Below are 13,183 nucleotides of genomic sequence, written 5' to 3'. Positions count from 1 at the left end.
AACCTCGCATGCAATACCAATTACGTTAGTGCAACAGGTATCAATCAATTCGTTGAAAATTACGCCAAAAAAGACGATTAATCGTACAAAACTTTGAAATTAAGGCAGATCTGCCCTGCGGTTAGGCAAGTATCGGGGGTTTATAAAGAGAGCGAGGATAGTCGCTAAGCTGGCCACTTGTGAAACTTAATTTATCGTTTTTCAGTACAATAGGCGCTACCCACTCTCTTGGCGAAAACGCTGCAAGATTTGTGGAGCACATATGTGTGGGACAAGTACAATCGCTGCATTGTGTTGTGTTTTGAGGGTCACAGCAATCCATCTCAACCATCATTTCATGATGATGAGGCTCTGCCGATTGCACGTTACTTTGAAGCATTTGATGACTTGTTTCATGACTGGTAGCGCCATGCATTTCACATGCTGCCATAGAGGCAGCCGCGTTTTGACCACTTAGTGTAGCCACCACGAACATTGTGATAAGTAAACGTAAGAATACTTGCAAGGTACTTTTCCAAATAAAATAAGCGAAGTAATAATAAAAACCTAACCAAAGAAATGCAAGTAAATAGGCCCACCTCATTATTATTTTCTTTCATCATTGATATACTAGAGCCCAAATCAAAAAACTCTTCCAACTCAAGGAAATGAACTATATGAAATTAGTTACAGTGGCTACTATTTTAGCTTTAGCAGCATCGTGCAAAACCAGTGCTGCAGATTTTGGAGACTTTGGTGTCTCTATTTATGGTGGCAAAACGTACAGCAGTGATATCGAAACTTCTCGTCACCAAAAGTATGAATTAGAAGACGATTCGCACTTTGGATTAAGTATCGATAAATATGTACCTGAAGGCCGTTATGGCTTCTACTACGGAAAAACTGAGACCCAACTTACCGCTTATCCGCTAAATAAAGTGGAAATGGAATATCTATTATTTCAAAGTGCAGTGGTACGCCCTCTCACAGACAACTTAGATGTTTATCTAGGCTTACAAATTGGTGCGACCTTTGTTGACCCTAATTTTATCGACTCTGACACTTTCTTTGCATCAGGGTTATACACAGGTTTTGAATATAACCTTGGCGCAGGTTTTCATCTTGGTGCTGAAGCACGATGGATTGCAACTATCCTCAACAACAACTCTAAAGTCACTTGCGATGTCGATCCAGAAACCCAAAATACCTGTAGCTGGCACTTCGACGACGAAATAATGAGCCAATATCAAGCGAGCGCAACATTAAGTTATCGCTTTTCGCTCTAATAGTTAGAACTAGGGCCTGTTTATCTTTCAAGTTTGTTTTTGCAGCAGTTTGAATGGTATTTATACAAGGCAGAGCCTGCGTAGCATAGTTATTCTATGTGAGTCAGGCGATAACGCAGTAGAAATGCCAATCAAGCGCTGCCCTTGGGTTTCCCTGAGTGTGCTTTGTTCATTGTTGCTCAACTTTTGCTTAGATTACTAAGCGGCAAGTCGAGCGCCGCGACCAAACCCCACTCAGGGGAAACAAAAATCAAAGGTCAACAGGCCCTAGACACTGCAAAGATCAACAAGTCTTTGTAAGTCGCTGTACAATAAAGTCAGCAAAAATACTCACCTTTGCGGGGATATGGCGAGTTGCAGGATATAGCATCCACAGCTCGCCTGAATAGTGAGTATCAAATTGCCATTCAGGTAATACCTGTATCAACTCCCCTGACGCTAACGCATCTTTAGCTACAAACATAGGTAAGCTTGTGATCCCAAGCCCTTGCAGCGCAGCATCTAACCTTACTCTAGTGTGATTTGCCTTATAGCGCCCGTTAACTGGGGTTGTGTGTTTTTGTGTGCCTTTTCTGAATCGCCACTTAGCATCGGCATCCGTTTCCCCCAAAGCAATGCAGCTGTGTTGTACTAGTTCTCTAGGGTGAGTAGGAATTGAGTGGGTCGCAAGGTATTTTGGTGATGCCGCCACTATATGTTCTATCGTCATTACACTTCTACCTATTAAGCCTTGTGGAGGCTCGTTGGTAATTTTAAATAGAATGTCTATTTCATCCCGGATCAAATCCAACGCGTTGTCGTCTAGCACCAAATGAACGTCAATATTTGGAAATTCGCCTAGAAACGCCATCACATTTGGGTGAATTAGTGAATGTGCGACCGCTTTTGGCGCTGCGATTTTTACTGTTCCTTGTGCCGTTTGATGATAGCTTTCACAAAGCGAGATGACGTCTTTGGCGGCTTGTTCCAATTGAGTACAGTGCTCATACACAGCCCTTCCTGTTTCACTCAATCTTAAGCTACGTGTGGTACGTTGAAGTAAACACACCCCCAATTGCTGTTCAAGTAGTTTTATGGCACGACTCACTGATGACGGCGAGACACCTAATTGCCGAGCGCTTTTGGAGAAGCTTCCAGTATTCACTACCGAAACAAAAATCGACATTTCTTGCAGTAGTTCAATATGTTTACTGGTCGTCATAGCTCTCCTATTTGTGCGCTCTACGCAAAAGTTATTTCTATTTTTAGATTATTATCTTCTCATGAGAATGAAAATACAATGTTCTCAATTATTCAATATTATATTAGGAGCTTATTATGGTGCAGTATTGGCCAGAGTTTGTATCATTAGCCATCATTCATTTTGTTGCAGTCATCTTGCCAGGCCCTGACTTTGTTATTACAGTCAGACAAAGCTTAAAATACGGCAGACTACATGGCGCAATGACCGCCTTGGGGATTGGCACTGGACTTAGTGTTCATATCTTATATACCTTACTTGGTGTCGGCGCACTGATGCAGGCCTCACCTTGGGTTTTACAAGTAGCTAAATTAATCGGCGCTGCGTATCTTATCTACATTGCTATTCAACTGCTCAAAAGTGCAGGAGCGATTCAACTGGATGCAGAAAATGCCCAAGCTGATGTAAGCTCACAGTCGCTCAAAAAAGCCTTTAGTCTTGGTTTTTTAACTAATGCAACCAACCCAAAAGCAACCCTGTTTTTCTTAGCCGTGGTAACCAATGTCGTCAGCCAAGGAACTCCGTTACATATTCAACTTTTTTACGGCGCTTGGATGTGCAGTGTTAACGCCTTGTGGTTTATCTGTGTCAGCTTATTATTCTCAGCCTCATCTTCCCGTGCTTGGTTCTTGAACAAGATGAATCTGGTTGAAAAAGCACTTGCTGTTTTGCTTATGGCCTTCTCATTAAGGCTGTTGATTGCTTAACACAAGAAAGCCGAATAAGGGTTTCCGTTTTTCCACCTTAGGGCTTCCAATATCAATGCTAATTATTGTTACATTTATACCTATTATGTATACTTATCAGATTCAGCGTAACCTCCCCGAGGGAGAACATTCTTGGCTTATTAGCCTTTTAACAGTCCGAGGATTTAAAATGCAAAAAATCTTTGCAGTAATGCTTTTTAGTGTTTCTTTCTTTTCTAATTCAGCAAGTGCTTATTTGTCTAAACCTAATAGCGTAACTGCTTCAGTTCGAGGTGGTAATAGTATTGACATTCAATGGTCAAGTGTATCAGAAGCTTCTTTTTATGTTCGTGAAGCGCGCATAGGTGCAGGAGACTGGATCCACCCTAAAGAATATATAAGCACGTCGGTTTCATTTGAAAATGTCGCACCAAATCAATACCAATATCGCGTTAAATCTTGTAATTCAGCAACTTGTTCAGATTGGAGCTACTCGAATAAAGTAACTGCTGTTGGTTTGCCTACGGCCCCCTTGTATGTATCCGCTAATGTTCAAGGTCAAAATAACCTCAATATTTCATGGTCTGAAGTGAGTAACGCAGAGAGATATATTCGCGAAGTCAAAATTGGTGATGGTAATTGGTTTAACCCTAAAGTTTATGAAAGTACTTCTGTCTCTTTCAGTAGTTTGTCGGAAAATCGTTATCAATACAGAGTCAAAGCTTGCAACCTAGTAGGATGCTCTGCTTGGACAGTTTCTAACTCGGTTTCTATATCACTTGAGCCAGTAGCACCATTAAAAGTAATAGCCAATGTTAAAAATGGTAATAGTGTATATATCTCATGGTCGTCTGTGACTGGCGCAGATTACTATGTAAGAGAAGCTAAAGTGGGATCAGGACCATGGATACACCCTGTCGAGTATACAGGGAATGCAATCGCTTTTTATAACGTCGGGCCAAACCAATACCAATATCGTGTGCGAGCATGTAATAAAATTGGGTGCTCTACTTGGACCTACTCGAATATTATCGCGACTTATCCTAAACCAAATTAAAAACGGTTAATATCAGGATTAAAGTACATACGAGTTATCTCTTCATTGTATAGCCCAAAAGATATTTATATTGTAAAGCACCTCTTGGGCTAGATTTTTTATGTATCTTTATTACACCCGTACTCAAAAGATACAAAAAGCCTTAAATAAAGATGCTTCAGTTACAAAAGTTCGGACTGAAAGGCAAAAATATCCCAAAGGATATAATTAAATGAAAAAAAGTGTATTAACATGGGGAATAGCGCTTTTCACCGCCTTATTCTCTATATCTACTAGCGCAGCACCTACAATGCCAAATAATGTGAGTGCGAATGTAACCAGTAACAGCAATATTACAATTAGTTGGGGTAGTGTTAGTGGAGCAACTAAGTATATCCGAGAGGCTAGAATCGGCTCGGGTTCATGGATGCATTCAAAAGAATATTTGAGTACTTCGGTTTCATTTACTAATGTCGCGCCTAATCAATATCGATACCGAGTTAAAGCTTGTGATGCTAGTGGCTGTTCAGGCTGGAAGTATTCAAACACAATAACCATTTATGATACCCCACCTGCTCCCTCAAATGTGTCGGCGGTAATTAAAAACTTAGATGATGTAGAAATAAATTGGTCAAGTGCTCTTGGCGCGGACTATTATATTCGCGAAGCTCGTATTGGTTCTGGAGCATGGATCAATCCAGTAAAATATTCAGGTAATACCGCCTCTTTTAATGATATTGCACCGAATCAATATCAATACCGGGTAAAAGCGTGCAACTACCGTGGCTGTTCTACTTGGACTTATTCTAATACAATTAATGTAACAGGGGCTCCCGACGCTCCAAGTCAAGTAACTGCTGTAATTCAAAACAACAACGATGTTACAATTTCATGGTCGACTGTTAGTGGTGCAAGTTACTATGTTCGAGAAGCACGCATTGGCACTGGCTCTTGGATCCACCCAAAAGAATATACAAGTACCTCAGTATCTTTTGACAATCTTACGCCAAATCAATATCGCTACAGGGTTAAAGCTTGTAACTCCCAAGATTGTTCTGAATGGACATACTCAAATTCCGTCACTATTAAGACCTTAAATGCTCCAACAAAAGTGTCTGCTGCAATCCAAGCTGGTGATGATATTAATCTGTCATGGTCTAGTGTAGCCGGAGCTGAACACTACGTTCGAGAAGTGAAAGTTAACAATGGCTCTTGGTTCAACTCTAAAGTATATTCTGGCACTTCAGACATATTCAAGGATCTTTATCCAAATACGTATCAATATCGCGTTCAGGCTTGCGGGGATACTCGTCGAGATTGCTCACCTTGGAGTTATTCAGAGGCCATTACTATCATCAATTTACCACAAGGTCCAGAGGTGGTGACAGCAACGCTCAAGAACAACTATGATATTGAGATTACTTGGTCGGTAGTACGTCGAGCACTAAACTATGTTTTTGAAGTAAAAGTAGATAATGGAAAGTGGCTTAACCGAGAAGTGTATACGGTTAATACGATAACAGAGAGTGCGCTTAAGCCACAATTATATAGTTACCGAGTTAAGGCCTGTAATAACGATGGCTGCTCCGGTTGGAGTCACTCAAATCAGGTAAAAGTAGAAGACAAACCTCTTCAATTGAAGAAAACTGTTTTTATTCATACTGATCTACTCGGTAGTCCGGTTGCTGAAAGTAACCAATAGTTAAAAATATCGCCTGCTGAGACAGGCTTAGTTCGTAAAATTGTAATATTAAAGCCTCGCTAGCTTAGGTTATGAAGTGACCCCATAAAGTTGGACTCATTTCTAAGCGGCTACCAAGGCCTGATTTCGATACGCTATCGGACTCAGGCCTTGGTAGCCGCTTAATTCGTTTGTGATTGTAATATTCTAGATATTCTTTAATTGCATTTATCAGTTCGATAACACTTTTGTATTCATAAACGTGATAGATTTCCGTCTTCAGTATGCCGAAGAAGTTTTCTGCAACGGCATTGTCTAGTTTAGCGGCAATAAAAGATGACTCAGGTGGTTTTTTATTGCGAAGCTTACTTTGGTGATTATAAAAATACTTGGTACTGAGATTGTGCTGCGTGCAGAAGTCACTGACAGACAAACCACTGAGCTCCTGTTGTTCGATAAGTTGTTCGATAAGTTGCAGCCATTGCTCTGCAATCTTGTGTTTAGGTATGTTCAGTAGCTAGGTGGGGGTTCAGGCGACGCTTACACATCAAAGCTGAAGAAGTGAAGTATAAAAATACTTCAACCACTTTGGTCAAAAACGTTTTTCGATAGGCCAATTTTTAGCGCCTAAGCATATCTCTACACTAAAACAGGGTTATCGCGCACGATAATGCACTGCAAATACAACTGTAAGCAATTCTAGAGTTGAAAAGTTTGCTTTATCAAGCCAACAAGCGCTCGCAGTTTGTTAGGTTTGTCCGTCGTCGTTTTTGCAGTGTTTCACAGTAAGCGGTTATTGTTCGCTCTCGGCCCACTGCACCGTGGAATACCCGAGAAAATTGCGTAGTGAGTTTTATCCAGTTCTCAGGCTCTATATTTAATCGAGTAAGAATGGGTTGAGACTCAAAGATATAGCCTCGCTTGTCGGCTCGAATACATTGGCCGGTGAGTTCAACTAATTCAATATAGGATTTGATTTCAAAAGGCAGGCCTTTTGGCATATGTTTTCGTGGGCTGCCAGCGAAGCGTAATAGACTTTTTGGTTGTTTGCCCAGCTTAGCGTGGTCAATGCGTTTTTTGATGCTGGTGTAGTCTGAGGTTTCAGGCATTGCGGCGATTTTAGCTCTAATGGGGTTTAAATCTACGTAAGCTAGACAAGCGGCCAGTGCTGCTTCATCCAGTAATGCTTGGGATTTAAACCGTCCCTCCCAAAAACGGCCTGTACAATTATCTTCTTTATTTGCTCGGCGGGCGATATCTTCGTTAAGTACCCGCATAAACCAGCTAATATCTGCGGGCCTTTCTCTGTACTTGGCGACATGCTCATTGAGTATTAATTGCTCCGACTCACTGAGTGGCTCATTTTCAATATACTTTTGGCTTATCCAATTACCCTTAAACAACTTGTGCCACCGTATCACAATCGCTTTATCCGACAGACGCTTAGCCTTTTTATCATCAACATATAAAACAATGTGGGTGTGATTACACATCACCGCATAAGCACAGATATCAATACAAAACACGGAGCCCAACATCAGGAGCTTTTCTTCAACCCAATCCCGGCGATGTTCGTATGATTTGCCAGTAAATTTATCTTCGCCGCACAGAAACGCGCGCCTTACGCAACGGAAGATACAGTGGTAGTATTTGGTGTCGGTTAAACTGATTTGTCTTTTACGGGCAGTTGCCATAGTTTGGTTACCTCAATCCTTTGAGTGCAGAATTTAAGCTTAGGCGGAATCTTAGGAAGGTGCAAATTAGTGGTGGGTGTCAGCGATTTAAGTGCCCTTGATAGCCATATTCTCATTGCTGTAAATATAACGATGAACAAAAGGTCAAACCTACCTAGTTAAACCCGTTATAGGCAAGGCATTCAATGCCGCGTGGGTGTATTCTACTTTTTGGGTGACTAGGTTCGAAACTCATTAGGGGCGCTGAAAGTCAGTTAAGCCCGAATATATGTCAGAGCAGCACCTTATTTAGGATGACTCAAAGTGACTGTTTATCAATACATACAAATAGTAAATGAGAGATAAATAAAAGAAGCAACAAGGCTGTTAAAACAACCTTGTTGGATGAGTATTACTTGACAGCAGCAGAGCGTCCATATATGTCAGGTTTAAATCGTTATCGACATCTACGAAAATTGCGTCTAAGTTATTCATGCCCTTGTCCTTGGTAATCTTATGTTTCTTGGTCGAAAGATCTGATCACCACAAGGGCTTTTAGTTCATTTTCTTATGCGCAGCTCAGGTTAATTAGCCTAGCCAACACAAAAAAACCAACGCTGAAACTGACGGCAGAGAAAACTGCTCCAACAACTGGGAAAAGCTTAAAAAAGCGGGGTTTATCATCAATCTGAAGCCTCGCTAGTGCGAGGCTTTTGATTCAAATGTTCGCCTTTAAGTTAACCTAGCTAACCTGTGCTTCCAAACGCTCCCACTTTTCGGGATCTATTGTCATATTTTGGGCTACTGTTTTAATAGAATCTAATTGTTTCCGAGTAATAGGCTTACTCTCTTCAAAGAAAATTGCACATATAGTTTCTAATGCTAACTTGTATTCATTCACTTGAATAAAATCCCAAACTTCGTCTAACTCTTCCTCAGTAAAAGTAGATTGGAAGCTATTAAGCAGTAATGTTAATTCTTCTTTCATTATACATTCCAAGTAAATTGTTTAGTCTTGTTGCTCTGGAGGGTTTCTAGGTATTTTTTTATCATTTGGATAACCTGTAATAATCTTACCATTTTCTTGCTCATTTCCAGTGATAACCTCAATTTTTATCCCTCTTCTTTTTCCTCTAACTTTCGATCTTCCCTCTCTCGCTGGCGTTACGGTAGATTCAGGATCTGTTGCTACATCAGATATAGCATCCATAACCTCATCGTCCGTCCAACTTGAAGGGAATTCAGATTTGCCAGGCTTACCCCTTCCTGGTCCATGCCCACCACCGTTTTTATCACCATCCAATATATGATCAGTAGCAGCATCATCCGCTAAATTTGTCGATTCATTAAGCATTGTAATGACACCAATACTGGCACCGATGACCATACCTGCCGGACTTCTGGTGATAGCCATTCGCCCAGCTTTAGCCATTGCTTGCTGGTGTTGCTTTATAGAAACCCCCATAGGTCGATTGAGGTAACTCTCAGCAGCCATTCCATCGGGATCAACATATTTATACGGATTATTATTCGCATATGCATACCGATTAAAACTATGTACATCGCGGAACCCTAACGGATCATTTGAGTAGAAACGCCCGATAACTGGATCATAGTATCGTGCCTGCATATAGCTTAGGCCTAAGTCGGTGTCAAACTTGTGGCCAGTAAAACCGACATCGTCCTTGGGAGTTTCGATTGTTTCTCCGTACGGACGGTAATGTTGGCGACTTACTTCGGAATTTTGAGCTTCTAATGCTCCGTGTTTAGCAATCAGTTTCTTACCGAGATAAATATAATTAACTCCGTCACCAGTCAAACCGCCTTTTTCACGATAAAGTAGCACTCCACTCTGACTGTACATAGTGTAGCTAACACCATTACCATCAATCTGTTTGACGCGGCGATTATGACCATCATAAAAGTAAGTATTACCTTTAGCTGTTTGTAGCTGATTAGCAACATTAAATGTTAAGCCGTACTTTCCATTATGTGTGATGTTGCCTCGAGTATCGTATTGAATACGACTGTATTTACCATCGGTGCCTTCTCCCGTTACACTTGTTAAACGGTTATTTTCAACATTGTAACTATATGTAAGATTTCTATTCTTACTGCTATAACTTTCAATATTACCTAAGCTGTCGTAGCTAATACTACTATTACCAATACTTCCTCTGCCAGTGACACCTGTCAAACGATCTAACCCATCATATTCTAAATTAGTGAGACTAAATTCACCGCCATTCAGATAATCAGTGATTGACTTAACATTATTATTATTATCATAGCTATATCCTAATTTTACAATGTTACTCGACCCCCTTACATCTTGAATTTGAATTGGCCGCAATGTGTTCAAATCAAGTGTCGTTATATGCTTAACTCCATTACCATATGTAAAGGTATGTAACATGCCACTGGCATAATAAGTGGCGTTGCTAGCGAAGGAATGCTCTTTAGAGAAAACCTTTGTCGGCTCCCCAAAACCATTCGGAGCATATTCAATGTATGTACCATCAGGATAAGTGATTGCCTTGTAGTTGCCTAAACTGTCGTATTCGTAATCAAGTTGCAACGTGCCTTCACTACCGATAGTCAGCGTTTCGTCTTCAAGTAAATCAAGATTATTGTAATTATAAAGGTGCGTAATATCACCAGCGGTTAAATTAAGTATATTGCCTTTATTGTCATGAAAATAAACAACATCCAAATCATCATCTGGGTAGTCTATTTTATATATACTACCCATATTATCGTATTCAAACTTTGTACTACCGGCAGGTGGTGAAGCAACACATTCGTTATTTTCCACCCCTTTCTTTTGCCATATTAATTCACCTAAGATGTTATACTTTAAAACTGTACTTCCAACATCTGCACGCTTGATTAAGCACAGTTGTTTACTGCTGTCATATTTACGGATTTCTTTAAATATCTTTCCCCCACCGGATTGGGTTACACTTTTCACTAGGCCAAATACGTCAATTTCAATGCTTGTTGTTACATTTTCTGGGGATGCAATGTTCGTAGCAATCTTATATTCTGGACGACCATATGAACGGTATGATGTTACTGTAACATTGCCCTCAGCATCAGTAACTTCTATCTTGTTGCCTGACAAGTATTTATATTTGATACTTCCCTGCCCAGTGACGCTAACTGAAGTCAGTCTCCCTAACCCATCATACGATTTGGTTGCACCTTTATCTTCAAATTCATTTACGCTCCATCTCGACTCAAAAACTAGATTACCTCTTTGGTCATATGCAAGATTTTTATATCTAGTGTTTGCACCTGACTCAGCATTGTCAGTATGATCGTATACAATCCTCTGTACAACTCTTCCTAATCCATCTAATTTTTCTATCTTTATGGTATTCAATGAATTACCAATACACACAGCTCTTTCATCGATCACACAACTTGCAATGTTATTTTGAGTTCTCGAGTAACCTATAGATTCGTCTTTCCATTCGTAATGCTCATCACTTGTTATATCTCGTCCCTTTAGCCTTCCAAGATCATCGTAATACAAGTTCACTACATTACTATTTTCATCAGTTTCTTTAACTATCCAACCGTTGCTATCAACTTTAAACGCTTTCTCTATTTTCTGTACTGCGTTATATCGGCCAGGATAATAAATGTTTTGTGCAATTCCACTTTTAAAGTTTTCTGTTCTTTTATACCGTTTCTTAGACTTATCACCTAAGAGAGGCGAGTTGTATTCCAAAGTATTAACGTGACCGTCACTATTGTAAGATTTTATTTCAGAAATTAGTTCACCGTATCTATATTGTTTCGATGGTAAACTCATTACCCCCACACCAGTCAGTGAAAAATTATTATACTCCTGTCTTGAAACTTCAGTAACATCACTACCGTTTTCAGATATTGAGAACTTCTTAAAGCTTCCTAAAACCCAAGGTGTTGCCTGGTTAAAGTACTCAAGGTGACTATATTTAATATTGTTGTTGTAAGACTGCTTTACCTTGATTGGTTTCTGAAAACTGTCATAGGCTAAATATTCTGTTTTAAAGGTATCTGATCCGTCCTCGTAGTCGAATACTTTTGTATGTTTGACCAGTTTGGCTATCTTACAATCACGAGGTGAAGCATGAAAATTGTCATAGCGGTCGCGAGTAGTTAATTGCGGAATACAAAAACGAGTACCGAGAGCAACTTGTTGCCAATTAAAATTTTCAGTAACAAGTTTTTCATGATTTGAGACATCATCCCTACCAAGAGAAAATGGATGTTCTGGAAGTTCACCAACGTATGTAGTTTTACTCAAAAGGTCTAAATCTAACTTTTTAAAGACATATTTATACGTTAGGTCTGCTTCTCCGATGACATTGAGCTCCATTTTATAGCCAACAGTTGTGCCTATCTCTCCCCCTGCACTTTTATACAAAAAAGTTCTGTCAGTCTTACCTGGAACATGTATTTTTTTTGTTAGCAGTCCGCCTCCACTATAACCATAATCACTCAAGCCGAATGAAGTCTTTTGTCCTGTAACCTTATTAGGTAAACGTACCACTAAAGCTTCAGATATAGGTTCATACTTATATTCTATATATGCACCTTCATATAAAGTTACCCGTTCAAGTGCATGCAAACCCGTATATTGTGCATACTTATAAGTAGTTGTTTTACCTTCCTCATCAGTGAAAGTCGTTAAATATCGACCTGCATAATTATAAGCATATGAAACTTTTCTATCTCCAAAAGAGATTTCAGATAAAACATCGGCTAAGTGAGGGTTTTTTCCTTCTTTATCTGCGGTTGGTCGGCTATATGTGTAGTTAACCACAACACCATCACTTCTGGTTATCTTATCTATCCTATAAGAATCATTTGTATAGTTTTCTTCAAAATCCTCGTAGTGATACTGTATGTAGTCACCAAATCTATTAATTATCTTATTAACTTTATATTGGTACTTACCGAGAACTAAATATTTGGTAAAAGTATATTTATTCCCATTACTTTTATATACAACAGGACTATTACCATCACAAGCTAGCAACGAATTATCAGAAAAGGCTAAAACTGTACCATCAGGTACATCGATTGAGTTATCAAAGCCGATATTTTTATTTTTCTCATCAAACCCATTATTAAAACTAACCGACTTAACCAATCCTAAACAAGCGATTGAACTCCCTTCTGTTAAACTGCTTGCTTTTGCCACTTCCAAAGAGACTTCATTAAATATACTGCCATTACCATTGGTTTCGCGACGAATTGCAATATCTAAATTGCTTGGTCCTGCTATATAAAAATCTGTGTTTGTATGCTTTATTCTAAACCCATAGGCTAATTCCTTCTCTCCTGGAAAATCAGAGTTAACCAACGATTCGTGGAAGTCGAAAATTTCACCACCGGGAACCGGTAGAGGACCAGGGTCGTCAGCCAAGCTGCTACCAGAAAAAAGCGACAACGCTAAAGTTAGTAAGTATTTTTTATTTAAATTCATAAGTAGCCTAATTTGATAAAATCACACTTATTTAAAGAAAAAGGCGGAACATGCTACCGCCTGTAAAGGAGAGCCAAATGAACTGGAAAAATAACCGAACTCTGAACTCGCCATATATAA

General features: G+C 39.6%; 9 protein-coding genes and 1 pseudogene. 4 read left to right on the top strand and 6 right to left on the bottom strand.

The window, feature by feature from the left end; translation table 11 throughout:
- Positions 1 to 121: 121 nt before the first annotated feature.
- Positions 122 to 583 (bottom strand): hypothetical protein, encoded by a 462-nt coding sequence (locus tag MHN30_RS06355; protein ID WP_239358949.1) that lies wholly within the window; start codon positions 581 to 583, stop codon positions 122 to 124.
- A 73-nt stretch (positions 584 to 656) separates the two neighbouring features.
- Here MHN30_RS06355 and MHN30_RS06350 point away from each other — a divergent pair, with 73 nt between their 5' ends.
- Complete coding sequence (locus MHN30_RS06350; protein ID WP_130165384.1) at positions 657 to 1,265, top strand: outer membrane beta-barrel protein; 609 nt, start codon at positions 657 to 659, stop codon at positions 1,263 to 1,265.
- A gap of 283 nt (positions 1,266 to 1,548) precedes the next feature.
- Here MHN30_RS06350 and MHN30_RS06345 read toward each other — a convergent pair whose 3' ends face one another.
- A complete protein-coding gene (locus MHN30_RS06345) occupies positions 1,549 to 2,466 on the bottom strand; it encodes a LysR family transcriptional regulator (RefSeq protein ID WP_130165383.1) in 918 nt (305 codons plus the stop codon).
- A gap of 116 nt (positions 2,467 to 2,582) precedes the next feature.
- Between MHN30_RS06345 and MHN30_RS06340 the strand changes: the two genes are divergently transcribed.
- The 3 genes from MHN30_RS06340 (at position 2,583) to MHN30_RS06330 (ending at position 5,929) form a co-directional block, all read left to right on the top strand.
- A complete protein-coding gene (locus MHN30_RS06340) occupies positions 2,583 to 3,212 on the top strand; it encodes a LysE family transporter (protein WP_239358948.1) in 630 nt (209 codons plus the stop codon).
- A 169-nt stretch (positions 3,213 to 3,381) separates the two neighbouring features.
- Positions 3,382 to 4,248, top strand: a complete 867-nt coding sequence (locus MHN30_RS06335) for a fibronectin type III domain-containing protein (RefSeq protein WP_239358947.1) — start codon at positions 3,382 to 3,384, stop codon at positions 4,246 to 4,248.
- A gap of 211 nt (positions 4,249 to 4,459) precedes the next feature.
- A complete protein-coding gene (locus MHN30_RS06330; protein ID WP_239358946.1) occupies positions 4,460 to 5,929 on the top strand; it encodes a fibronectin type III domain-containing protein in 1,470 nt (489 codons plus the stop codon).
- Between the two features lie 102 nt (positions 5,930 to 6,031).
- On the opposite strand, the pseudogene MHN30_RS06325 reads toward MHN30_RS06330, so the two are convergent.
- The 4 genes and pseudogenes from MHN30_RS06325 to MHN30_RS06310 all read right to left on the bottom strand — a co-directional run.
- Positions 6,032 to 6,227, bottom strand: a pseudogene (locus MHN30_RS06325) (IS3 family transposase); the annotation flags it as partial.
- Between the two features lie 403 nt (positions 6,228 to 6,630).
- Positions 6,631 to 7,602: a transposase gene (locus tag MHN30_RS06320; protein WP_239358945.1), complete on the bottom strand. Its 972-nt coding sequence runs from the start codon at positions 7,600 to 7,602 to the stop codon at positions 6,631 to 6,633.
- 721 nt (positions 7,603 to 8,323) lie between these two features.
- Complete coding sequence (locus MHN30_RS06315; protein ID WP_130165377.1) at positions 8,324 to 8,569, bottom strand: MafI family immunity protein; 246 nt, start codon at positions 8,567 to 8,569, stop codon at positions 8,324 to 8,326.
- Positions 8,570 to 8,590: 21 nt separating this feature from the next.
- Positions 8,591 to 13,063: an RHS repeat-associated core domain-containing protein gene (locus tag MHN30_RS06310; RefSeq protein ID WP_130165376.1), complete on the bottom strand. Its 4,473-nt coding sequence runs from the start codon at positions 13,061 to 13,063 to the stop codon at positions 8,591 to 8,593.
- Between the last annotated feature and the right edge of the window lie 120 nt (positions 13,064 to 13,183).

Origin of the sequence: Pseudoalteromonas sp. OF7H-1, assembly GCF_022347825.1 — a bacterium.
In the GTDB taxonomy this organism is placed as follows: domain Bacteria; phylum Pseudomonadota; class Gammaproteobacteria; order Enterobacterales; family Alteromonadaceae; genus Pseudoalteromonas; species Pseudoalteromonas maricaloris.
This window is presented reverse-complemented; position numbering and strand designations above follow the sequence as displayed.

What these genes read in the sequence shown, in the direction of transcription:
- MHN30_RS06355 (WP_239358949.1), bottom strand. Translation starts at nt 583, where the DNA reads ATGAGGTGGGCCTATTTACTTGCATTTCTTTGGTTAGGTTTTTATTAT.
- MHN30_RS06350 (WP_130165384.1), top strand. Translation starts at nt 657, where the DNA reads ATGAAATTAGTTACAGTGGCTACTATTTTAGCTTTAGCAGCATCGTGC.
- MHN30_RS06345 (WP_130165383.1), bottom strand. Translation starts at nt 2,466, where the DNA reads ATGACGACCAGTAAACATATTGAACTACTGCAAGAAATGTCGATTTTT.
- MHN30_RS06340 (WP_239358948.1), top strand. Translation starts at nt 2,583, where the DNA reads ATGGTGCAGTATTGGCCAGAGTTTGTATCATTAGCCATCATTCATTTT.
- MHN30_RS06335 (WP_239358947.1), top strand. Translation starts at nt 3,382, where the DNA reads ATGCAAAAAATCTTTGCAGTAATGCTTTTTAGTGTTTCTTTCTTTTCT.
- MHN30_RS06330 (WP_239358946.1), top strand. Translation starts at nt 4,460, where the DNA reads ATGAAAAAAAGTGTATTAACATGGGGAATAGCGCTTTTCACCGCCTTA.
- MHN30_RS06320 (WP_239358945.1), bottom strand. Translation starts at nt 7,602, where the DNA reads ATGGCAACTGCCCGTAAAAGACAAATCAGTTTAACCGACACCAAATAC.
- MHN30_RS06315 (WP_130165377.1), bottom strand. Translation starts at nt 8,569, where the DNA reads ATGAAAGAAGAATTAACATTACTGCTTAATAGCTTCCAATCTACTTTT.
- MHN30_RS06310 (WP_130165376.1), bottom strand. Translation starts at nt 13,063, where the DNA reads ATGAATTTAAATAAAAAATACTTACTAACTTTAGCGTTGTCGCTTTTT.